Origin of the sequence: Pseudomonas sp. SWRI50, assembly GCF_014269095.1 — a bacterium.
GTDB classification, from domain to species: domain Bacteria; phylum Pseudomonadota; class Gammaproteobacteria; order Pseudomonadales; family Pseudomonadaceae; genus Aquipseudomonas; species Aquipseudomonas kermanshahensis.
This window is the reverse complement of sequence record NZ_JABWRW010000024.1, coordinates 38,296-62,242: the sequence shown is the minus strand read 5'-3', so window position 1 is coordinate 62,242 and position 23,947 is coordinate 38,296. Positions and strand designations below refer to the sequence as shown.

The window sequence follows — 23,947 nt, the reverse complement described above, 5'->3', positions numbered from 1 at the left end:
TCCAATTTGCATGTTCATTATTTTCTATCGCCTGCTGGGCCCTCTGGGCTGGCCACTGGCGCATCGCTATTTTATTTCAGCACTTCGCTGATATGCGCTGGGACGCTGTAGCGCGGCACAAAATTCAGTTCGTCGCGTATTTTGCCTATCGGGTAAGCAGTTTTATTGACCATGGCATCAACTCGCCCCTGTGTCAGAGGCAAGCGCGTGACTTTGCCAGCCACCCACACGGCGAGCCTCACCACCCCCTCCGGCACCCTCAAACGCGGCGATGACACCCCGTGGGCAGCGGCCAGGGCGTTGACCACCTCGCTGAACGGGCAATCATTCGACAGGTTGTAGAGTTGCCGTGAGGCACGCGGATCTACGGCGCAGCGCACGAGGGCGGCAGCAACATCGTCGGCATGAATGTACGTGGCAATCGCCTCTTTGTAGCCGACGTAAAAAAACAACTTCTTGCGAATCATCGCACCCAGCTGCCGGATAGAAGCGTTCGGCATGTCGTCTGCAAAAACGTTGGAGGGCCGAAGGATAGCCCAATCAGCGAAATCGCCCTGCAGCGCAGGGTGAGACATGATCAATTCATCAGCCTGGGTCTTGGTGACTTCATAGGTCCCCTGCGGGTTGACTGGCGTCTGCTCGGTGACGATACGCTCACGGCCAGCCGCCGGGCCATATGCCCCGACGCTACTCAACTGCACCCAGCGCACGCGCCCTGTGCGGCTGCGCGCACGGCCCACGGCAGTGAGTAAACGCTCGACCGCGTCAACATGCAGCGCAGGCATCAGCTGTTCATTTCTGATCTCGCCCGCGCAGTTGATGACGACATCGCAGCCGCTGAGCACGTCATCCACATTCAACTGCGGGTCAGTCAGGTCCCCGGCGAATACCTCTAGCTGCGTGGCATCAAAAAGCGCTGGCTTACGGGTCAGAACACGAATCGAGAGCGCCTGCTCCTTAAGAAGACGTACCAACCGCGACCCAATAAAGCCGTTTGCGCCCAACACTAATATCTTCAATTACGCCCCCCCGTTTTCCACCTGTGCGCCCGCAGCCTAGACACCACCAAGCAAGTCCAAAAAATGATAAGGCAGGAATGGGCTAGGCCCCTGCCCCGACTCTTGCAAATAGTTCCTGTAACTGGCCACTACCGAGATAAGCCCAACCAGCGAAAGCCCCAACTTTATCGCCCAGTCGAATTCAAGATCGTTGTCGTTATAAACAACCATGACCGCCAATGGCAGTGAAAACGACAGCAAATCAAGGAAGCGCAAACCCGCGTAGCTTACGGTCGCCAAGCCAAACGAAGCCGCCGTCAACAGCACCGCCAAAACCAACAATTTAAACTTGTCCGGCCGCGGCATACGTGAGGCGATGACCGCCAACAGCATCACCGCAATCAGCACGACCTTGCTCAACCCAGAAAACCTCCCGGGCGACGCGACCTGCTGATAAGCGTTCAGCTTCATCAAGAAGTAGTCGTTATTCAAGAGCACGACCGACAACGCACAGACGACGAAAACGGCGAACCCCAGCATGCTGGCCCAGCGTGTCCAGCGCATACGCAGTGCCAACAAAAAACCCAGATTGAAAAGGGACGAGTAATGAAACGCCAAGGCAACTATCGATAACGCTGCGCGTTGTGAATAACGGTACCGACGAATGTACTGAAACACCAACAGAAGTACGGCGCTGGCCAAGCCTAAGCGCAAGGTATTCATGCTGTACTGATAGATGAATGACGGCAGGAAAAACGACAACAGGAAGAAGCGTTCATTTCTATTCGAGTGCAACAGAAAATAGAAAAGCACGCCAAATAACACAAGCGCAAACAGCCTGACCGCCCCCACTGCAGAACCCGTGACCGTCTTGAAAAGCCAGCCGGACACCATGAACAGAGGCTCTACACCGCCGCTGAACGCCGCAGGGTCCACGGACTCCAGCAAGAACTCGTAGGTGTTTGTGTCCGTACCCACCGCACCTCGGAAAATAGCCAATATCGCCACGAAAGCGATCACCACCGCAGCAGGGATACGGCTTCGGTTTTTGACCACCTCCGAAACCATAAGCCCGAGCAGCATGATCCCCCAGCCGACGATATAAATCATAGAGTCCTTCGAACCGATGAGTTGATGACGCGACGAACAAACTTCCCGAGTGACCATGAAACGGCGAGCAAGCACGCAGGAAGGCCTATGTACCTGCGCTTGAGCAGCGACAGGTGCACCGCCAACTCGCCTCTCTCCATGCGCCAGAGTTGACCACTCAGGCCTGAGTCGCCGTACACGGGCTTGAAGGTGTTGACGAGTGGGTAATCCACGTTAAAGCATGCCCCACCGCCGAAACAGATATCACACCACAACTGGTAATCTTCGCAGTAACGCATGCCCTGCTTGAATCTATACTTCACGTCTTGCCGAATCATGACAGAAGAGGTGGAAAAGCGATTGGACAGCAGCAACTGGCGTCCCGTCACGGGGATAAAACGCACATCGTCAATCGACGGTTCGCTGCGCTGACCTGCCGCAAAATGCTGGCCAAGCAAGTCGACCTCGGGATGCTGCTCAAGCCACTGGTATTGCAACTCGGTTTTCTTGATATGCCAGCTGTCATCAGAATCAAGAAACGCCACGTACTTCCCAGTGGCTTCTGCCCAGCCAGCATTCCGCGCATTGCCTGGGCCGCCATTTTTCTTCAGCGCAATGACCTTTACCCAGCCCGGCGGGTACCTCTTCGCTTCAGCGTGCAGCTGTTCAAGCGTGTCATCTGGGCTGCAGTCGTCAACCAGGATAACTTCAGAAGGCCTCAGTGTTTGAGCAAACACAGACTCAACCGCGCGCGCTATCGAACCCTTGCAGCGATAACAAGGGATAACAACACTGACACTGACGACAGCACTGAGCTCGGCCAAACGACTTCTCCAACACACCGACAAATAATAAAGCACCAACAACCGGGCACACGACGTTGATCAGGCTTTCAGCTCTTGCTGTATGTAATCCAGCTTGAGCAAGGTCTCCTTGATCTCTTCGATCGACAACAACACGGTATTGTGTGAGGTGTAGTCATCGAGATGGGAAACTTCTTCCTCGCCATTGGAGGAATATTTTTCGTAGTTGAGATCTCGGTTATCAGCAGGCACGCGATAATAACGGCCCATGTCTTCGGCCTTGGCCATTTCTTCACGCGATATCAGCGACTCGTAGAGCTTCTCGCCATGCCGCGTGCCGATGACCTTGATTTCATTCTTAAGCTTGAACAATTGTTGCAAGGCGGTCGCCAGGTCACCCACCGTTGAAGCAGGCGCCTTCTGCACAAAAATATCCCCTTGCTGGGAATGCTCGAATGCATGCAGCACCAAGTCGACGGAGTCCTCAAGCGACATGAGGAAACGCGTCATATTGGGGTCGGTAATAGTAAGCGGCTGGCCACTTTTTAGCTGATTGACAAACAAGGGGATTACCGAGCCCCTGGACGCCATCACGTTGCCATAGCGGGTAGCGCAAATGACAGTTTGTGAACTCGCAGGAATCATACGGGACTTGGCAATGACCAGTTTTTCCGCCAACGCCTTGGAGATACCCATCGCGTTGATCGGGTACACCGCTTTGTCGGTGCTCAATACCACCACGCGCTTGACCTTGCACTCGACTGCCGCGTTGAGCACATTCTCAGTACCCATCACGTTGGTCTTGACCGCCTCCATGGGGAAGAACTCGCAAGACGGCACCTGCTTGAGCGCTGCAGCATGGAAGATGTAATCCACGCCGACCATCGCTTGCAACAGGCTGGAATAATCACGCACATCGCCAATGTAGAACTTGACCTTGTCATTACCCAAGGCAATGCGCATGTCTTCCTGCTTTTTCTCGTCACGACTGAAAATCCGAATTTCTTTCACATCGGTATCGAGAAACCGCTTAAGCACTGTATTGCCGAACGACCCAGTACCACCCGTAATCATCAATACTTTATTTTTAAACATTTCCAAGCCCTGAAATATCTTATTTAAAGTCGCGCATCTTAACGATCAGATCAGCCCAGCTCGGGGGCAGGTAACCTGTCGCCTGACGAAACCGGCTCGAGTCAAGCGAGCGATCAATAGCAACCGCGTCATCCGCCACGATATCGATCGTCTTACCGTATTTCTCAGCGACCAACTTCAACAATGAGTATTTATCAATCGCCTCCGCCGACACATGGTAGAGGCCATTCAGCGCTGCATTGGGCAGCACGTAGTCCGCAATGACCCGCGCCATTTCAACCGTTGGCAGGCCTGAAAATATGGCCTTCTGGTAACCCTTGACACTGCCGGACTGAGAAAGGAACCAGTCCACCAGTGACTTGCTCCCTGACAGCTCGTGACCAATGATCGAGGTTCGCAACGTGATCGCGTTCGCTGAATCATGTACTTCACCGATGTACTTCGACTTGCCGTACAGGTCTTCAGCATCAGAAACATCAGCCTCTACGTACTGCCCCTGGGTGCCGGCATAAACACAATCGGTACTAATATGAACCAGCCGCGCACCAATCAGTTGCGCGAGCTTCTGCAGACGATGAGGCAGCAGCGCATTGATCGGCAATACCGCGAGCGGGTCATTTGCAGTTGAAAGTTGCTTTATCAGCCCAGTGCAATTGACAACGACATCCGGCCGATACTGCATAAAGAATTCAAGCAGGTCGTCTTGGCTAAGCACATCAAGCCCTACCACCAAACGTTCACGTTCACTGGCAGAAAAATACTTGAGCGACGCGGAACTACGTACCGTGCCCCATACTGTGTAGCGCTGATCAGACACCAAGTACCTGAACACCGCATTACCCAGCATCCCGGAAGCACCCAGCACAACTATCTTCATTATAATTCTCCGTAATCAAGACAGACTATACGCTCATGTCACCTGAGTCCAGCCAACTGCTTGCGAAAGATAAATGCCCCCAATGCAGCCAGCAACGCCGAAGCCAGGCATGCACCCACCACGCCCGCCACCGCGCCAGACAACCATTGGAAACACAGGAAGAATAAGCCATTCGCCATCACGGCAGTCACCAACGCAGCGTATAGACACGCGCGATAAGCAGGCAGCAACCAAGGAAATCGGCGACACGTAAAATATACCGTACAGCCAAACGAAAAGGCGTTGTAAAGCAGCCAATTGTAAGCACCGCCAACAGCCCCAAAGCTCGCCACCAGTGCTGGCAGGCCGAACAAGATAATCGGCACCGCAACCAGGTTTAAGCGGAACGCAAGCGACGTCCACCCCGCAGCCATCTGCAGCGAGAAAGGAACGATCAACAAGGATTGCAGTGCCGTACCCACCAGCAGCCAAGGCACTACCGTGTCGATACCCTCTGCCAAAAACGGCTCGAACATCATGTGCAAGGCCGCGCCGGCATACCAGAATACCGCACTGCACATAATGGTCATGATCAACGCAAACAGTACCAGTGCAGCTCGAAATACTTTTTCGATACGCGCCAGTTCACCAACACGCAGGTCCCGCGAGAACCGTGGGAACAACACCGTATTAAAAGCTGTCGAAAAAATATAAGGAAAACCTGCAATCGTGCTGGCAAGGCTGTAGTACGCATAGTCTTGCAGGCCGAGCGCACCGCTCATGAACAACTTGTCATATTGCACGGTTATCACCGAAGTCAAGGAGATCAGAAAAACCCCTCGACTAAATGCCAAGCCGCTAAGAACGTATTTTTTGTGAACCCTCCCCGCCCCCAGCAAGTCACGACGATACAGCACATACATCAATGTCGCGACATACATCAACTGGATTAAAACCTGAAGTGTAAAATAACCCGTCACACCACCGAAGGCGGGAACACTATGAACCAACCCTAATACGCCGAGGGTACGCATCAACGAGTAGACGATGTACACTTTGTTCAGCGGGTATTGCAGTTCATTGCCTACAAATACGCCCTGCAGCAACATCACTGGCAAATTAAGGCCAATGAATATTGCCATGCAGTAAAGGGCGTACAGTGCTTGATCCTGGCTGATATCAGTGAGCTTCAGCCAATGGCTCACGAGTGCCGGCGACGCCAGCGATATCGCGCACGCCGCAATCAAGCCCACTGCAGAAAAGACCAACAGGTAGGTATTCACCAGCGCCCTGACCGAGCGCATTGAACGGTCAGCGCTCGCAACGCCTCTGATCCTGGCCAAACGCTGGATGACGTTACTGGTCAGTCCGCCCTCCAGCACCATCAACACCATCAGCAGTGTAGTAAAAAAACCTACCAGGCCTACCGCTTCTGCGCCAAGCACATAAGCGGCCAGCGGCAATGAAATGACACTTGCCAACGCATAGATGAGCTTTCCGGAAAAACTGGCCAGCAGCAGTGACGAGAGATTAGCTATCTTCATTGCCTCCCACCAATCACTCTGTCACGCTGCGCGTTCTCGTCGATGAAGTGCAGATGCCCGCCCCCGCCAACCTTGCTTCCAGCTTATTGTCCAGGGCCTGCCGTGCGAGGTACACATCTTCTACCACGCCAACCACTTCGCGCCCGTTACTGGCATTAGGCTTCATCACCCTTTTCAGGCGGGAGAAGGTATATTTTGTAACCACGGATACAAACTCAGAAACCAGCCGGACCATGCCCACCTGGCTATTGCCACCTGCCTGAGCCGCCCGACGCGCTGCAAAAATTTCTTTTGCGTAGTCACGGTGATAAAAAAGGCACAAGGCATAAAGGCGCGCTAAGTTGAACTGCGACTGCCGCTTTTCGTCTTTCATACCTTCCAGCGTTGCCCAGGCAGCGTGAGCCCAAACAGTCTCAACACTGAAGAACATGGGCAACTCAGCAGGCCACTGTAAGTCCGTGAAGGGCTTCATATGAGGGTCATCTTTCAAGTTGCCCTTGTGCTTGCCCATGGCGCTACGCCCGCTGTTACTCCCACCCCCACCGCCTGGCATGGTGAAGGGGAAATCGAGCAAGCAATAAGTCTTGCCTATCATCGCAAGCGAAACGGACGCTGACATGTCGGGGCTAGTCCCGAAGAAAATCTTTCCACTGCGGCGACGCAGTTCGTCCAGCAAGTTACGCCTTACCAGGCCATGGTAAAGCTTCGGCAGCGCATCGGTGCCCTGGCATGCCTCATGGAGTGCTTTGTCCAACTGCTTGCTAGCCTGCAGCGTCTCGGCACCCCGCCCAAACGTTTCCAGATAAATGCGCCCTGCATGCGCAGCACCGTAAAACTTGGTGCGAAAGTCTGGCCAGTAATAGAAGGCTTTAACCCGCGGCGTCAGCATGTCGACGTTTTCAGCCTTTGCGTATTCGGCCGCCTCGAGAATCCGTTGCGAAACAGTATCATCATCACCAATCAGGCAGACGTACTCGCCCTCTGCCAACTGCATGGCCCGCTCATGGTTCTCGGTCATGGAAAGACGGCTTTTCCAATGGACGTAAACCAATCTCGAGTCCGCCTGATCCGCCGCCCAGGCAGCCAACTGGCAATCATCGTTACTGGTATCGTGCACCACGACCTGTAGCCGCTCGGACTTTATTTCGAGCAAGCTCTTCACACAGGGAATCGCGTACTTCGAACGGTTATGAGTTGGCACTACAATGGAAACTAGATATTGCTCACTCATCCTCAACCACTGCCTTATGTCTTTTGAGTTTTCGGCACTATGAGCCGACGCTTCACAGGCCAGCAGTGTTCGACAGTTTATTCATTGCCGCACACCACCAGCACCTCTGCTGACCACTAGTCCTGGCGCGCTTGCCTGAACCGCCACGCCTCACGAATGAGCGCGATGAATGTGCCGATGAACAAGCCAACCAACACGCCGATCCCCACAATCAAAGCCTTGCGAGGCTTGATTGGAGCTTCGGGTGGCTCCACTACGCCATCCTGCCGATACACCTCAAACTGATCAGGCGTCAGTGTTACCGAACGATAGAACGACACCTTTTGTTCTCGCTCACGCAAGTTACTCACGAACGGGTCATCAGACACGCGCGCCTGCAAATTCTTAATTTCCGATTCCAGCGCTTTGCTTCCGCGCATATACATCAGCGAGCCATTCATCCCCGAAGAGACTTCCGCTGACAACCCGGTGGTAATAATTGGCGGCTTTTCAAGACCGATGGAGCGCGCCGTGTGCAACGCCTCCGTCAACTGGATAATCCGGTCCTCACGCTCACGCGAGGCATTGGCACGCGCGGCATCGATGGCTCGCTGCAGGTTGTCGGCCTCTACCTTGAACTCGGCAGTGACCTTTTTAATCAGTTCACTTTTGGTTCGCTCAGCCGCCATCTCCGCATACTTCACAACCCAATCAGCCGCTTGATGGGGATCCTCGGCACGTGCAGAAACAGAAGAACGGCCCTCCTCCTCATTAGCATTGAGCACCTGTAGCTGCCCATAGAATTTGGCGTAAAGACCAGCCGAACCTGCACCAAGCCCCTCACCAAGACTGGGTAGGTAAACTTGCTCGAAAAACGCTTGCCGCAACGAATCTGACTGCAGATTGCGCCGGTAGATCTGGCCGACCTCCCGCTCACGAATGGGAGCGAGCAAATCATCACCACCCACCCGTCCGACATTCAACTGACTGATATCACTGCTCAGTGGCGGCTGCAGAAGAACCTTGGCCTCATACACCGGAGTCGCCAGCATTGCGTAGACAACTGCCAGCGCCGCAACCAACACAGTGACCACCAGCACCAGCAAGCGTTGCCGCCAAAGCCCCTCGGTCAAATCGAAAATATCATACTCACGCGCTTCACCGAGGCGCTCACGATCATTGCGCATTTCTTTTAGTTATCCTTGAATCCGACGATCTGCACGATTCCCTGGCAAACCAGGGAAAGCCACTTTCAGCAACCCACCCAAATCGGTGGATCAAGACATAGCTCAGCGGCGATGTGTCACCCAGCCGCCCGCATTCGAGCCTGCCCCACTATGAATCAGAGTACAGCATTCGCTCTAATTCGACCGAGGAAAGCACAATCTATCAGTTTCTTGGCACAGCGGATAACGCGCAGATCATCTTGCCGCTTTCAAGGAATACTCACCTCCACTTGCTGCTTGGCTCCCTGTGCCCGACTGAGTAGAGCTCGGCTCAAGGCCGCCTTTGCGGCTGGCTCCCCATGCACCAAAACCACTTTGGCAGGCGACGTGGCGCCGCCCATGGCAAATTCGAGCAGGCCATGCTGATCCGCATGCCCCGAATACCCACTCAACGTCATCACCTTCGCCCGAATCCCATAAGCCTCTCCATCCAGATCAATCTGCACAAACCCTTCCGCGCCTTCACTGGCCTGGATCACTGCCCCCGGCGTGCCCTTGGCCTGATACCCGACGAACAGCACCTCATGCCTCGGTTCCCCAAGCATGGCCTTGAGATAGTTGACGATCCGCCCACCCGAGCACATGCCGTTGCCTGCAATGACAATCGCCGGGCGCCCGGTGCTCTTGAGGTAATTCACCACCTGCTGATGCCTGGCATGGGTATCCACACTGATCAACTGACCGAAGCCCAGCGGGTCACGCCCTTCAGCCAACCGCGCCCGGGCCTCTTCATTCCAGTATTCATGCAGGTCGCGGTAAACGCCGGTGATGCGTTGAGCCAAGGGTGAATCAAGAATGATGGGTAATTGTGACCAATCAAGAGGATTATCACCCGATGCTTGCCCCGCGTTCAGCAGGGCCTTGCGATGAAGGATGTCTTCGAGCTCGTACAACAATTCCTGGGTACGCCCCAGGCTGAAGGCTGGGATGAGGATCGTGCCGTTATCCGCCAATGCCCGATCGATGACTGCTTCCAGTTTTTCTCGACGGTCGTCGGTACTGGGGTGCAGACGATCACCATAGGTGCTTTCGAGCACCAGCACGTCAGCGCGCTCTGGGGGCTGCACTGGCCGCAGCAAGGGATTGGTGGAGGGCCCTAGGTCGCCGGAGAACACGTAGCGGGTGTTGACCTCCCCGCGCGCCAAGTCACACTCGACATAGGCTGAACCCAGTAGGTGCCCGGCGCGCTGCAAGCGAATGCGGCAGCCAAGACCAGGTCGATCGATGAGAACATGCCATTGCTCGAAAGGCAGTGGGACGATCAGTTCATTGAGCATCGCGAGATAGCGCTGCACGTGCTTCGGTTCACGGCTGATGCTCAGCCTGTAGGCATCCTCCAGCACCAGTGGAAGCAGCTTGGCAGAGGGTTCGCTGCACAGAATGGGGCCACGGTACCCTGCCGCCAGCAGCGCGGGGATGCGGCCGACATGGTCGAGATGCACGTGCGTGACGATCAGCGCCTGAACACTGCTCACCTCGAAGCTCGCACCCAAACCCAGGGACGCGGACTCCGCGCCAGGCGATGCATCATCACCCTGCTCCAGGCCGCAATCGACCAGCAAGCTGGTAGCGGGGCCAAGATGAAGCTGGTGGCAAGAGCCAGTTACGCCTCGGGTGGCGCCGTGATGAGAAAGAACGGGGAAATCCATGCTGCTGCACACTCGCCTGGGCCGAAAATGAAGTGTGCTATTACTTCATGACAGCCGATGCGGGCATAGGTGAGACTTTCCTCAATAGAAGTAGGAAACCGCCTCAATTACCGCTTAATGCCGCTTGGCGGGCAGAAGCGCGAATTTTGCGCTTGCTGCGCTGCACGCCGTAGGCGCCGAGCAGTGGGCCGATAGCCAAGCCGATGACCAGCGCGGCCAGTACCAGTACCGCAACCGGCACTTCAGGGGCAGACCAACCAAACAGGACCAACGAGACCGCCTGCTGGTTCTCGAGCACGAAGAACAGCACCACAGCCGCCAACAGCAGCACGAACAACGCCGCCAGGGCGCGCTTGAGGTTACGCATCAGACTGCTCCTTTTTTATCAGGCCTCGGCCTCATCTTCTTCATTGACCCGGTCACGCAATTCCTTGCCCGGTTTGAAGTGCGGCACGAACTTGCCTTCCAAGCTGACCGACTGGCCAGTCTTGGGGTTGCGACCGACACGGGGTGCGCGATAGTGCAGCGAGAAGCTGCCAAAACCGCGAATCTCGATGCGATCGCCCGTCGCCAGGCACTGCGACATCTGCTCAAGCATGGTCTTGATGGCCAACTCCACATCTTTCGAGGAGAGCAGCCCCTGATGGGTGACAATACGTTCGATCAGCTCCGACTTCGTCATATTTTTCCCTTCGTTATCAAGCAGCTAGATCATTGCTTAACCAGTTTGTAGCACGCTGGGAGGGATTTGAACAGGGCGGTTCTTGACTTAATAAAAAAATTCAAGATTGAAGTAAAAAGAAATTTGTCGCGGATTGGCTGGGATGCGCGTGGTTGAAGGGGTACGTCGTGAGTTTTGGGGTGACGCGTAGATCGAGCGCCGCCCGCGCGGCGCATCGCGAGCAACGCTCGCTCCTACGTTTGTTTTTGGCCAATAACGCCTGTGACAGGCGCGCGCGACCGCCTTGTTTGCTAGACGCGATATTACGCCATGCGCCAAGGCGGTCGCGGGCATTTACCCCAAGAAATAACTGGCCCGATACAAACGTAGGAGCGAGCGTTGCTCGCGATGCGCCGCGCGGGCGGCGCTCGATCTACGCACCACCACACAACTCACGCCAAATGGCCGCCCCACGCCCCCACTGACCCAGCCATTCAACTCATGGCATTTACATGCTGACAATCTTCCATCGCCCAGCGCCACAGGTCGGCAACTACGCTGATTGGACGCCCTTGTTCACGGAAGAACACGATGCCCAAACCTCATGGCTGCATGCTTCGCCGCGCACGATACTCTGAGCCAGGCAGGCTTTATATGTTGACCACAGCCACACACCAACGTCGGCCACTGTTTCAGGACTTTCATTTAGCGCGCATGATTATCCAGAACCTTCGCCATGCCGAAGTAAAAAACCACTGCCGGTCATTAGCCTGGGTTGTGATGCCTGACCATGTGCATTGGTTGCTTGAATTAGGGGAAGTGACGCTTAGTGTACTTATGCAACGCGTAAAGAGCCGGTCCAGTCATGCACTGCGCAAGGCAGGGATAAAGGTTTCACCGGTCTGGCAGGCGGGTTATCACGACCGGGCTTTGCGGCAAGATGAAGATGTTTTGAGGGTTGCCCGATACATCATAGCCAATCCGGTCAGGGCGGGATTGGTCGCCAGGATTGGCGATTATCCGCACAGGGATGCAGTGTGGGTTTGAGATCGAGCGCCGCCCGCGCGGCGCATCGCGAGCAACGCTCGCTACGATTGATTCGGGCCGCTCGATTTAGGCACCACCACAAAAATCACAGATAAAAAAAGGGCGACCCGAGGGTCGCCCTTTTTCTTACCGATCCAACAGAACTTAGTTCTGTTTGGCCATTGCTTCGCGCAGCAGCGCAGCCATGGTGGTGTCGGCAGCAGCTTCCGGAGCGTTTTTCAGGCTCTGGATAGCTTCGCGCTCTTCAGCGTCGTCTTTCGATTTGATCGACAGGCTGATAACGCGGGACTTACGGTCAACGCTGATGATCTTAGCTTCGATCTCTTCGCCTTCCTTCAGAACGTTACGCGCGTCTTCAACGCGGTCACGGCTGATTTCGGAAGCTTTCAGAGTGGCTTCGATGTCGTCGGCCAGGGTGACGATGGCGCCTTTGGCGTCAACTTCTTTCACGATGCCCTTGACGATAGCGCCCTTGTCATTGACAGCAACGAAGTTGGAGAACGGATCGTCTTCCAGCTGCTTGATGCCCAGGGAGATGCGCTCGCGCTCTGGGTCGACCGACAGGATGACGGTTTCCAGCTCGTCGCCCTTCTTGAAACGACGTACGGCTTCTTCGCCGGTTTCGTTCCAGGAGATGTCGGACAGGTGAACCAGGCCGTCGATGCCGCCGTCCAGACCAATGAAGATACCGAAGTCGGTGATCGACTTGATGGTACCGGTGATCTTGTCACCCTTGTTGAACTGGCCGGAGAAGTCTTCCCATGGGTTGGACTTGCACTGCTTGATGCCCAGGGAGATACGACGACGCTCTTCGTCGATGTCCAGAACCATGACTTCCACTTCGTCGCCAACCTGAACGACTTTCGACGGGTGGATGTTCTTGTTGGTCCAGTCCATTTCGGAAACGTGTACCAGACCTTCAACGCCTTCTTCCAGCTCAGCGAAGCAGCCGTAGTCGGTCAGGTTGGTAACGCGAGCTTGTACGCGAGTACCTTCTGGGTAGCGGGCAGTGATAGCAACCCACGGATCTTCGCCCATCTGCTTCAGACCCAGCGAAACGCGGTTGCGCTCACGGTCGAACTTCAGAACGCGAACGTCGACTTCGTCGCCAACGTTAACGATTTCGGAAGGATGCTTGATGCGCTTCCAGGCCATGTCGGTGATGTGCAGCAGGCCGTCGATACCGCCCAGGTCCACGAATGCGCCGTAGTCGGTGAGGTTCTTGACGATACCTTTGACTTGCTGGCCTTCCTGCAGGGTTTCCAGCAGGGCTTCGCGCTCGGCGGAGTTCTCGGCTTCCAGCACGCTGCGACGGGAAACGACAACGTTGTTGCGCTTCTGGTCGAGCTTGATGACCTTGAATTCCAGCTCTTTGCCTTCCAGGTGGGTGGTGTCGCGCACTGGGCGGACATCAACCAGGGAGCCCGGCAGGAACGCACGGATGCCGTTAACGTCGACAGTGAAGCCGCCCTTAACCTTACCGTTGATAACGCCCTTGACCACTTCTTCGGCGGCGAAAGCTGCTTCCAGAACAATCCAGCACTCGGCGCGCTTGGCTTTTTCACGGGACAGTTTGGTTTCGCCAAAGCCGTCTTCGACCGCGTCCAGCGCAACGTGAACTTCGTCACCGACCTTGATGGTCAGCTCGCCAGCTTCGTTGTAGAACTGCTCGAGCGGGATGACGCCCTCGGACTTCAGGCCAGCGTGTACGGTAACCCAGTCGCCGTCGATGTCGACAACGATACCGGTGATGATCGCACCCGGCTGAAGATTGAGGGTTTTCAGGCTTTCTTCAAAGAGTTCTGCAAAGCTTTCGCTCATTTTAATTCCTGTAGATTCGGGCGAAACAGACGCCCATCGCCACATTCCAGACAATGTGGGTTTCGTTATTTAAAGGAAAGCCGACAGGACGTTGACTGGTGCACCTGCCTGCTCTCCTGGCTATCAGTGAAGGTCGCGAAGCGCGATCTCACTCCTGATACGTTGCAACACCTGCTCGATGGACAACTCGGTAGAGTCCAACTGAATGGCATCGGCCGCTGGTTTCAGCGGGGCCACTGCACGTTGGGTGTCACGCTCATCACGTGCACGAATCTCATCCAGCAGACTCGACAGACTAACATCTTCGCCTTTGCCCTTCAACTGCAGGTAACGACGACGTGCCCGTTCCTCGGCGCTGGCGGTCAGGAAAATCTTCAAGGGCGCATCCGGGAACACCACGGTACCCATGTCGCGACCATCGGCGATCAAGCCCGGAGCCTCGCGGAATGCACGCTGACGCAACAACAAAGCGTCCCGCACGGCAGGCAACGAGGCCACCATCGAGGCGCCTGCACCGACGGTTTCGGTGCGGATGACACTGCTGACGTCCTCACCCTCAAGGATGATCTGTTGCAGCTTACCGGGCTCGGCCGCGATGAACTGCACATCCAGATGGGCGGCAAGTTGCTTGAGCAGCTCTTCGTTGGTCAGGTCGACGCCGTGATTGTTGGCATTGAACGCCAGCAAACGGTACAGCGCGCCGGAGTCCAGCAGGCGCCAGCCCAGCTCGCGAGCCAGCAGACCGGCGACCGTGCCCTTGCCCGAGCCGCTTGGCCCATCGATGGTGATGACTGTTGCTTGCGAATTCACGACTTGCCCTCTTCAGCCACGCGGATACCGACTTCGGCACACAGCGCCAGGAAGTTAGGGAACGAGGTGGCGACGTTGGCGCAGTCATGGATGCGAATCGGCGCAGTGGCACGCAGCGAGGCAACGCTGAAGGCCATGGCGATACGGTGGTCACCGTGGCCGTGCACTTCGCCGCCGCCGATCTGGCCGCCGTCGATGATGATGCCGTCCGGGGTCGGTTCGCACTTCACGCCCAGGCTGATCAGCCCATCGGCCATGACCTGGATGCGGTCGGATTCCTTGACCCGCAGCTCTTCGGCGCCACGCAGCACGGTGCGCCCTTCGGCACAGGCCGCGGCGACGAACAGTACCGGGAACTCGTCGATGGCCAGCGGCACCAGGTTTTCGGGGATGTCGATACCCTTGAGCTGAGCACCGCGCACACGCAGGTCGGCCACCGGCTCGCCACCCACTTCACGCTGGTTTTCCAGGGTGATGTCGCCGCCCATCAGTCGCAGAATGTCGATCACGCCGGTACGGGTCGGGTTGATGCCGACATGCTCGAGCACCAGCTCAGAGCCTTGAGCGATCGAGGCTGCGACCAGGAAGAACGCCGCCGACGAAATATCGGCAGGCACTTCGATGCGGGTCGCCGTCAGCTTGCCGCCAGACTGCAGCGAAGCCACCGGGCCATTGGACTCGACTGCGTAACCAAAGCCGCGCAGCATGCGCTCGGTGTGGTCACGGGTCGGTGCAGGTTCAGTGACCGTGGTCTTGCCTTCGGCATACAGACCGGCCAGCAGCAGGCACGATTTGACCTGGGCACTGGCCATTGGCAGCGTGTAGGTCAGCGCCTTGAGCTTGTTGCCACCACGGATGGTCAATGGCGGACGGCCTTCAGGGCCAGTCTCGACCACTGCGCCCATTTCGCGCAGCGGGTTAGCCACGCGATTCATCGGGCGCTTGGACAGCGAGGCATCACCGGTCATGGTCACGTCGAACGGCTGACCGGCCAACAGGCCAGAGAGCAAGCGCATCGAGGTGCCGGAGTTACCCACGTAGATTGGCCCAGGTGGCGGCTTGAGGCCGTGCAGGCCGACCCCATGGATGGTTACGCGACCCTGGTTCGGGCCTTCGATGACCACCCCCATGTCACGGAAGGCTTGCAAGGTCGCCAGCGCATCCTCACCTTCGAGGAACCCTTCGACCTCGGTCGTGCCTTCGGCCAGCGAGCCGAGCATGATCGAGCGGTGAGAAATCGACTTGTCGCCCGGTACGCGGATTCGCCCGGTCAGGCAGCCACCCGGTTGGGCCAGGAAAATCAGATCGTTGGCGTTCATAGCGTCCACATAGGCCCGGCGGGCCAGGATTTTACTGAAATGCTCGCGGGCAACGCGTGCGCGGGTGAATACACCCAGCAACTGGTGCCCGTCCCCTGCATCGATCGCGTCGCGCAAGGCGTCGAGATCGCTGCGATATGTATCAAGCGTGCGCAGGACGGCTTCGCGGTTGGCGAGAAAGATGTCGTGCCACATGGTCGGGTCGCTGCCGGCGATTCTCGTGAAATCGCGGAAGCCTCCCGCAGCGTACCGGAAGATCTCGAGGTTTTCATTGCGCTTGGCCAGCGAATCGACCAGGCCGAAGGCCAGCAAGTGCGGCAGGTGGCTGGTGGCGGCCAGGACTTCGTCATGGCGCTCGACCGGCATGTGCTCGACATCGGCATCCAATGCGCGCCACAGGCGGTCTACCGTGGCCAGGGCGGCGGGGTCGGTGTCCGGCAGCGGCGTGAGGATGACCTTGTGGCGACGGAACAGGGCGGCGTTGGAGGCCTCTACCCCGCTCTGCTCAGAACCGGCAATCGGGTGGCCGGGGACGAAGCGCGACAGGCGCTCACCCAGGACTTCACGGGCGGCGCGCACCACATTGCCCTTGGCGCTGCCGACATCGGTGATGACGGCATCGCCCAGGTCGAGCTGTGCCAGGCGCGCCAGCAGCTTTTCCATGGCCAGGATCGGCACGGCCAGCTGGATGACATCGGCACCGACACAGGCGGCGGCGAGGTCTTCTTCACAGCGGTCGACCACCCCCAGGGCCACGGCCTGCTTGCGCGAGGGGGCATCCAGGTCGACGCCGACCACTTCGCGGCACAGGCCGCTTTCGCGCAAGCCCTTGGCGAAGGAGCCGCCGATCAGGCCCAGGCCTACGACGACGAGGCGACCGATGAGCGGTGCGGGTTTGGTTGTTACTGCATTTACCACGAGTGCGAACCCTGTTCAGAAATCAAGACAGTCTGTGAGACCGCAGGGGGCCGCTTCGCAGCCCATCGCGACACAAGGCCGCGCCCACAGGTATCACGCAGGCCCTGTAGGAGCGGCCTTGCGTCGCGATGGGGCGCAAAGCGGCCCCGGCAAGCTCATTTACAGCACCGCCTTCGGATAAGACCCCAGCACCTTCAGCCCCACAGCCTCTTGGCTGATCGCCTCCAGCACTGCCTTGATCAACGGGTCGCGGTGGTGGCCGACGAAGTCGATGAAGAACACGTACGTCCACTTGCCGCTGCGCGACGGGCGCGTCTCGATGCGGGTCAGGTCGATACCGTTCTCGTGGAACGGCACCAGCAGCTCGTGCAAGGCCCCCGGCTTGTTGCTCATCGAGACGATGATCGAGGTCTTGTCGTCGCCGGTCGGCGGTACTTCCTGGTTACCGATCATCAGGAAGCGCGTCGAGTTGTCTGGACGGTCTTCGATCTTCTCGGCCAGACGGGTCAGGCCGTACAGGTTCGCCGCCATATCACCGGCGATCGCTGCCGAATTCCACTCACCCTTGACCCGCTTGGCCGCTTCGGCGTTGCTCGAAACCGCCACGCGCTCCACGTTCGGGTAGTGCGCATCCAGCCACTTGCGGCACTGGGCCAGCGACTGGGCGTGGGAGTAGATGCGGGTAATGCTGTCGGTCTTGGTGCTCTCACCCACCAGCAGGTGGTGGTGGATGCGCAGCTCGACTTCACCGCAGATCACCATGTCGTGCTCAAGGAAGCTGTCCAGGGTGTGGCTGACCGCGCCCTCGGTGGAGTTTTCCACCGGCACCACGCCGAAGTTGACGGCACCGGCCGCCACTTCGCGGAACACTTCGTCAATGGCCGCCATTGGGCGGCTGATTACGGCATGGCCGAAGTGCTTCATCGCCGCTGCCTGGGTGAAGGTACCTTCAGGGCCCAGGTAGGCGATTTTCAGCGGCTCTTCCAGGGCCAGGCAGGACGACATGATTTCGCGGAACAGCCGCGCCATCTCTTCGTTGCCCAGCGGCCCCTTGTTGCGCTCCATGACCCGCTTGAGTACCGCAGCCTCACGCTCGGGGCGGTAGAACACCGGCTTTTCACCTTCGGCGAGCGAGGCGGTCTTGACCCGCGCCACTTCCTGGGCGCAACGGGCGCGCTCGCTGATCAGCTCGAGGATCTTCTCGTCGAGGCTGTCGATGCGCACGCGCAGCGCCTTGAGCTCGTGTTCGGACATCAGCCGTGCTCCTTCTCGAATTCAGCCATGTAGCCAACCAGGGCTTCAACCGCTTCCAGGCCCAGGGCGTTGTAGATCGAGGCACGCATGCCGCCGACCGAACGATGGCCCTTGAGGTTGAGCAAGCCACGGGCGTCGGCGCCGGCCAGGAAGGCCTTGTCCAGGCGCTCGTCGGCCAGGCGGAACGGCACGTTCATCCACGAACGGGCGTTGACGCTGATCGGGTTGGTGTAGAAGTCGCTGGCGTCGATGAAGCTGTACAGGCGGTCTTTCTTGGCGCGGTTGCGCTGCTCCATGGCCTCGACGCCACCCTGCTCCTTGAGCCACTCGAACACCAGGCCCGAGAGGTACCAGGAATAGGTGGCCGGGGTGTTGTACATCGAGCCGTTGTCGGCCGACACCTTGTAGTCGAGCATGGTCGGGCAGCTGCTGCGGGCATGGCCCAGCAGGTCTTCGCGCACGATCACCACCACCAGGCCGCTCGGGCCGATGTTTTTCTGCGCGCCGGCGTAGATCAGGCCGTACTGCGAGACGTCGATCGGGCGAGAGAGGATATCGGACGACATGTCGACCACCAGCGGAACGTCACCGGTTTCTGGCACCCAGTCGAATTGCAGGCCACCAATGGTCTCGTTGGACGCATAGTGCACGTAGGCAGCGTTCTTGGTCAGGTTCCAGTCGTTCTGGCCTGGGATGGCGAGGTAGTCGTAAGGCTTGGCGCTGGCGGCGACATTGATGTTGCCGAAACGGCGCCCTTCCTCGATCGCCTTCTTCGACCAGATACCGGTTTCGACGTAGTCGGCGGTACCGTTTTCCGGCAGCAGGTTCAGCGGGATCTCGGCGAACTGCTGGCTGGCACCGCCCTGCAGGAACAGGACCTTGTAGTTGGAGGGGACGGACAGCAGGTCACGCAGGTCCTGCTCGGCCTTCTCGGCGATGGCCACGTAATCGTCGCTGCGATGGCTCATTTCCATCACCGACAAGCCCTTGCCGCGCCAGTCCAGCATTTCGGCCTGGGCGCGCTGCAGGACAGCGTCAGGAAGCGCAGCAGGGCCTGCGCAGAAGTTAAAGGCTCGTTTGCTCACATCCACTCTCGCTCTGCCAAATAGAACAAAATCGTTTCTCGCACGCCGCGCACCGCTCTTTGTAGGAGCAGCCTTGCGTCGCGAAAGGGCCGCAAAGCGGCCCCCAGCTTTTTGCAGCGTCGCTGAAATCCTGGGGGCTGCCTTGCAGCCCTTTCGCGACACAAGGCCGCTCCTACAAAAAACGCCCCCACTAATGGGAGGATCCAGCGTTGCCTGCTGTAATCAGTCAAACGGGGCGACCTTGGTCGCCCCGCTCGGGTTGTTGCGCTTGCTTACTCTTGCGGTGCCTCTTCGGCGCCCGCGCTGTCGTCATCGACAGCCTCCGGCGCTTCGCCTTGCGCATCCGCCTCGACCAGTTCGTCGAGCTCTTCTTCGGAAGGCTCCTGGATCCGCTCCAGGCCCACCAGCGTTTCGTCAGCCGCCAGCTTGATCAGCGTCACACCCTGGGTGTTACGGCTCAGGCTGGACACTTCACCAACCCGCGTGCGCACCAAGGTGCCCTGGTCGGAGATGAGCATGATCTCTTCGCCTTCCTGAACCTGGATAGCGCCGATCAACAGACCGTTGCGCCCCTTGGTACCCATGGCGATCACGCCCTGGCCACCACGGCCGCGACGCGGGAACTTGGACAGCGGCGTACGCTTGCCGTAGCCACGCTCGGACGCGGTGAGGATCTGCGCACCGGACTCAGGGATCAGCATCGAAATGATCTGCTGCCCTTTGCCCAACTTCATGCCGCGCACACCACGGGCGGTACGGCCCATTTCGCGCACCACGCTTTCAGCGAAGCGGATCACCTTGCCGGCGTCGGAGAACATCATGACTTCCTTGGCGCCGTCGGTGATGGCCGCGGCAATCAAGGTGTCGCCTTCTTTCAGCTTCAGGGCGATCAGGCCGCTGGTGCGTGGGCGGGCAAACTGGGCCAGCGGGGTCTTCTTGACGGTACCGGAAGCGGTGGCCATGAAGATATAGGCACCGGTCGGCTCAGCAGACCATTCCGGGGTGTCGCCGTCTTCTTCGTCGACTTCCTCGGCTTCTACCAGCTCACCTTCGAGCACGGTGTCATCGGCCTCGTCCAGCTCTTCGTCCAGGTCGGCGCTTTGCTGCAGGGCCTCGAGGTCGATCTGCAGCATCGCAGTGATGCGCTCACCCTCTTCCAGCGGCAGCAGGTTGACCAGCGGACGGCCACGCGCAGCACGGGACGCTTCGGGGATTTCGTAGGTCTTCTTCCAGTACACCTTGCCCTTGCTGGAGAACAGCAACAGGGTGGCGTGGCTGTTGGCGACCAACAGGTGCTCGATGTAGTCCTCGTCCTTCACGCCGGTCGCCGACTTGCCCTTGCCGCCACGGCGCTGGGCCTGGTAGGCGGACAGTGGCTGGGTCTTGGCATAGCCACCGTGGGAGATAGTCACCACGCGCTCTTCTTCCGGGATCATGTCGCCGTAGTTGAGGTCGTGGCTGGCGTTGAGGATCTCGGTGCGGCGCGCATCGCCGTATTCGGCGCGGATGGCTTCGAGCTCTTCGCGGATCACTTCCATCAGGCGCTCGGCGCTGCTGAGGATGCGGATCAGTTCGCCGATCTGCTCGAGGATTTCCTGGTACTCGGCCAGCAGCTTCTCGTGCTCCAGGCCGGTCAGGCGGTGCAGACGCAGGTCAAGAATCGCCTGGGCCTGTTCCGGCGACAGGTAGTACTTGCCCTCGCGCAGGCCGAACTGCTCCGGGAGGTCTTCAGGGCGGCAGGAATCGGCGCCGGCGCGCTCGACCATGACCTGCACAGCGCTGGATTCCCAGGCAGTGGAAATCAACGCTTCCTTGGCTTCCGACGGCGTCGGCGAGGCCTTGATCAGGGCGATGACCGGGTCGATGTTGGACAGCGCGACCGCTTGGCCTTCAAGGATGTGGCCACGCTCACGGGCCTTGCGCAGCTCGAACACGGTACGGCGCGTCACCACTTCACGGCGGTGGCGGACGAACGCTTCGAGCAGGTCCTTGAGGTTGAGCAGACGCGGGCGGCCGTCGATCAGGGCCACGACGTTGATGCCGAACACGCTCTGCAGCTGGGTCTGCTGATAGAGGTTGTTGAGCACCACCTCCGGCACCTCGCCGCGACGCAGCTCGATGACGATGCGCATGCCGTCCTTGTCGGACTCGTCACGCAGCTCGGTAATGCCTTCGATCTTCTTCTCTTTGACCAGCTCGGCGATCTTCTCGATCAGACGCGCCTTGTTCAGCTGGTACGGCAGCTCGGTGACGACGATCTGCTGGCGGCCACCGACCTTGTCGATGTCTTCGACTTCGGAACGGGCACGCATGTAAATGCGGCCACGGCCGGTGCGGTAGGCCTCGATGATGCCCTGGCGGCCGTTGATGATGCCGGCAGTCGGGAAGTCTGGGCCAGGGATGAACTGCATCAGCTCATCGATGGTGACATCCGGGTTGTCGATCAGCGCCAGGCAGCCGTCGATGACCTCGCCGAGGTTGTGCGGCGGGATGTTGGTCGCCATGCCCACGGCGATACCGCTGGAACCGTTGACCAGCAGGTTGGGAATACGGGTCGGCATGACTGCCGGGATCTGCTCGGTGCCGTCGTAGTTGGGCACCCAGTCGACGGTTTCTTTGTGCAGGTCGGCCAGCAGCTCGTGCGCCAGCTTGGCCATGCGCACTTCGGTGTATCGCATGGCCGCGGCGTTGTCGCCGTCGACCGAACCGAAGTTGCCCTGGCCGTCGACCAGCAGGTAACGCAGCGAGAACGGCTGGGCCATACGCACGATGGTGTCGTAGACCGCAGTGTCGCCGTGCGGGTGGTACTTACCGATCACGTCACCGACCACACGGGCGGACTTCTTGTACGGTTTGTTCCAGTCGTTGCCCAGTTCGCTCATCGCAAAGAGAACGCGACGATGCACGGGCTTCAAGCCGTCACGCGCATCGGGCAGCGCTCGCCCGACAATCACGCTCATCGCGTAGTCGAGGTAAGACTGTCTCAGTTCGTCTTCGATATTGACCGGGAGGATTTCTTTGGCCAGTTCGCCCATGAGAAGCCTGATTCCTTTTTCTGGTGAAACTTCGCAGCGCCATCAAGGGCCGAACGAAGCTCGCCGTCGCGACGCGCAGTGCTGCGACGACTTACGACAAATCAATGAGTTGTGCCATGGATCTGCGCAAATTTGGCCGCCGTGATGGGCGGTCTTGGAAACTGCCGGATGTTATCACAAAGGCAGTGCGGGTGGGGAGATGTGGCAGGCCCTGCCACTACAGGTTGTGCAAGGCTCATGTAGGAGCAGCCTTGCGCTGCGAAGAGGCCGGCGCAGACAGCAGAAATAGCCGGCGCCAGTACTGGCCTCTTCGCAGCACAAGGCTGCTCCTACAGAGAAATGTGCAGCCACACCCCTCAGTGCAAACGCTTGCGGCACATCAACTGAGCCAGCTTGGCGGTATCCGGGCGTTCAACGATGCCCTTCTCGGTCACGATCACGTCGATCAGGTCGGCCGGGGTCACGTCGAACACTGGGTTGAACACCTCCACCTGCGGCGCCACGCGGGTGCCGGCGTAATCCAGCAGCTCGTCTGCATCGCGCTCTTCAAGGGGGATGTCCTCGCCGGTGGCCAGGTTCAGGTCGATGCTGGTGCTCGGCGCCACGACCATGAAGCGCACGCCGTGGTGCATGGCACTGACCGCGAGCTGGTAGGTGCCGATCTTGCTCGCCACATCACCATTGGCCGCGATGCAGTCGGCACCGACCACGACCCAGGTGATGCCCTTGCTCTTCATCAGGTGGGCCAGGGCCGAATCGGCGCACAACGTCACCGGAATGCCCTCGTTGGCCAACTCCCAGGCGGTCAGGCGCGAGCCTTGCAGCCAGGGGCGGGTTTCGCCGGCATACACCCGCTCGACCATGCCTTCCAGGTAACCCGCGCGGATCACCCCCAGCGCGGTGCCAAAACCGCCACTGGCCAGGGCCCCGGAATTGCCGTAGGTGAGCAGGGTCTGGGCGTTGCCCTGATGGCGGCGAATCAGTTCGATGCCGTACTGGGCCATGGTCAGGTTGGCTTCACGGTCGCTTTCATGAATCGCTACCGCCTCAGCTTGCAGCGCCGCCAGCACGTCTTCCTCCGGGCGCAAGCGCTGCAGGCGCTCGCGCATGCGGTTCAGCGCCCAGAACAGGTTAGCGGCGGTGGGGCGCGCCTCGGCCAGGCTGAGGAAGTCTTCTTCCAGGTCCTGCTCCCAGTCGCCGCCCTCGGCCAGGCGCTCTTCCAGGGCGAGGACCAGGCCGTAGGCCGCGGCAATGCCGATGGCCGACGCACCGCGCACAGCCATGTCACGGATCGCGTCCACCACCTGCGCGACATTGTCGCAGGCCAGCCAGACCTCCTGCGCGGGCAGCAGGCGCTGGTCGAGCAGATGCAGAACGCCGCCTTGCCAGCGGATCGCGGTCACCTTCTCCGCCGCCAAAAGTCGCTCGCGCATCGCCTCTCCCCGTCGTTCGGATATCAAAAGCCGGCGATTATAGCGACCCTCGGCCTTGAGCGCTCGGGTATACTCCGGCCCAATTTAGCGAAGT

19 protein-coding genes are annotated in these 23,947 nt (G+C 58.7%); 1 reads left to right on the top strand and 18 read right to left on the bottom strand.

Annotated elements, in window-relative coordinates; all coding sequences use genetic code 11:
• Positions 1-71: 71 nt before the first annotated feature.
• The 11 genes from HU750_RS21800 to ihfB form a co-directional block, all read right to left on the bottom strand.
• Entirely contained in the window at positions 72-1,019 is a 948-nt protein-coding gene (locus HU750_RS21800; protein ID WP_186682315.1) for an NAD-dependent epimerase/dehydratase family protein, read from the bottom strand.
• A 36-nt stretch (positions 1,020-1,055) separates the two neighbouring features.
• Entirely contained in the window at positions 1,056-2,108 is a 1,053-nt protein-coding gene (locus HU750_RS21795; RefSeq protein WP_186682313.1) for an EpsG family protein, read from the bottom strand.
• Positions 2,105-2,911 carry a glycosyltransferase family 2 protein gene (locus tag HU750_RS21790; RefSeq protein ID WP_186682311.1) on the bottom strand — a complete coding sequence of 269 codons (807 nt, stop codon included), beginning with the start codon at positions 2,909-2,911 and terminating at the stop codon, positions 2,105-2,107. Before HU750_RS21790 ends, HU750_RS21795 begins: the two co-directional genes overlap by 4 nt.
• Before the next feature lie 60 nt (positions 2,912-2,971).
• Complete coding sequence (locus tag HU750_RS21785) at positions 2,972-3,985, bottom strand: polysaccharide biosynthesis protein (protein ID WP_186682309.1); 1,014 nt, start codon at positions 3,983-3,985, stop codon at positions 2,972-2,974.
• Between the two features lie 19 nt (positions 3,986-4,004).
• Positions 4,005-4,862, bottom strand: a complete 858-nt coding sequence (locus HU750_RS21780; protein ID WP_186682307.1) for a dTDP-4-dehydrorhamnose reductase family protein — start codon at positions 4,860-4,862, stop codon at positions 4,005-4,007.
• Positions 4,863-4,900: 38 nt separating this feature from the next.
• The gene (locus HU750_RS21775; protein ID WP_186682305.1) at positions 4,901-6,385 is read right to left on the bottom strand and encodes an oligosaccharide flippase family protein; all 1,485 of its coding nucleotides are present in this window, start codon (positions 6,383-6,385) and stop codon (positions 4,901-4,903) included.
• A 13-nt stretch (positions 6,386-6,398) separates the two neighbouring features.
• Positions 6,399-7,616 (bottom strand): glycosyltransferase family 2 protein, encoded by a 1,218-nt coding sequence (locus HU750_RS21770; protein ID WP_186682303.1) that lies wholly within the window; start codon positions 7,614-7,616, stop codon positions 6,399-6,401.
• Between the two features lie 116 nt (positions 7,617-7,732).
• Positions 7,733-8,782 carry an LPS O-antigen chain length determinant protein WzzB gene (locus tag HU750_RS21765; protein WP_186682301.1) on the bottom strand — a complete coding sequence of 350 codons (1,050 nt, stop codon included), beginning with the start codon at positions 8,780-8,782 and terminating at the stop codon, positions 7,733-7,735.
• Positions 8,783-9,030: 248 nt separating this feature from the next.
• Entirely contained in the window at positions 9,031-10,470 is a 1,440-nt protein-coding gene (locus tag HU750_RS21760) for an MBL fold metallo-hydrolase RNA specificity domain-containing protein (RefSeq protein WP_186682299.1), read from the bottom strand.
• A gap of 103 nt (positions 10,471-10,573) precedes the next feature.
• Entirely contained in the window at positions 10,574-10,837 is a 264-nt protein-coding gene (locus HU750_RS21755; RefSeq protein ID WP_027595953.1) for a lipopolysaccharide assembly protein LapA domain-containing protein, read from the bottom strand.
• Positions 10,838-10,855: 18 nt separating this feature from the next.
• Positions 10,856-11,152 (bottom strand): integration host factor subunit beta, encoded by a 297-nt coding sequence (gene ihfB, locus HU750_RS21750; protein ID WP_003252675.1) that lies wholly within the window; start codon positions 11,150-11,152, stop codon positions 10,856-10,858.
• Between the two features lie 570 nt (positions 11,153-11,722).
• Between ihfB and HU750_RS21745 the strand changes: the two genes are divergently transcribed.
• Positions 11,723-12,178: an REP-associated tyrosine transposase gene (locus HU750_RS21745; RefSeq protein WP_186682297.1), complete on the top strand. Its 456-nt coding sequence runs from the start codon at positions 11,723-11,725 to the stop codon at positions 12,176-12,178.
• Between the two features lie 144 nt (positions 12,179-12,322).
• On the opposite strand, the gene rpsA is transcribed toward HU750_RS21745, so the two are convergent.
• The 7 genes from rpsA to mtnA form a co-directional block, all read right to left on the bottom strand.
• Positions 12,323-13,999 carry a 30S ribosomal protein S1 gene (gene rpsA, locus HU750_RS21740; protein ID WP_003252673.1) on the bottom strand — a complete coding sequence of 559 codons (1,677 nt, stop codon included), beginning with the start codon at positions 13,997-13,999 and terminating at the stop codon, positions 12,323-12,325.
• A 123-nt stretch (positions 14,000-14,122) separates the two neighbouring features.
• Positions 14,123-14,809, bottom strand: coding sequence for a (d)CMP kinase (gene cmk, locus HU750_RS21735; protein WP_027595952.1), 687 nt, complete (start codon positions 14,807-14,809; stop codon positions 14,123-14,125).
• Entirely contained in the window at positions 14,806-17,046 is a 2,241-nt protein-coding gene (locus HU750_RS21730) for a bifunctional prephenate dehydrogenase/3-phosphoshikimate 1-carboxyvinyltransferase (RefSeq protein WP_186682295.1), read from the bottom strand. The genes cmk and HU750_RS21730 overlap by 4 nt, the downstream gene beginning before the upstream one ends.
• A gap of 159 nt (positions 17,047-17,205) precedes the next feature.
• Positions 17,206-18,300: a prephenate dehydratase gene (gene pheA, locus HU750_RS21725; protein ID WP_027595950.1), complete on the bottom strand. Its 1,095-nt coding sequence runs from the start codon at positions 18,298-18,300 to the stop codon at positions 17,206-17,208.
• The gene (gene serC, locus HU750_RS21720) at positions 18,300-19,385 is read right to left on the bottom strand and encodes a 3-phosphoserine/phosphohydroxythreonine transaminase (protein ID WP_085272802.1); all 1,086 of its coding nucleotides are present in this window, start codon (positions 19,383-19,385) and stop codon (positions 18,300-18,302) included. Before serC ends, pheA begins: the two co-directional genes overlap by 1 nt.
• A 272-nt stretch (positions 19,386-19,657) precedes the next feature.
• Positions 19,658-22,420 (bottom strand): DNA gyrase subunit A, encoded by a 2,763-nt coding sequence (gene gyrA, locus HU750_RS21715; RefSeq protein ID WP_027595948.1) that lies wholly within the window; start codon positions 22,418-22,420, stop codon positions 19,658-19,660.
• 356 nt (positions 22,421-22,776) lie between these two features.
• Positions 22,777-23,853, bottom strand: coding sequence for an S-methyl-5-thioribose-1-phosphate isomerase (gene mtnA, locus HU750_RS21710; RefSeq protein ID WP_186682293.1), 1,077 nt, complete (start codon positions 23,851-23,853; stop codon positions 22,777-22,779).
• Between the last annotated feature and the right edge of the window lie 94 nt (positions 23,854-23,947).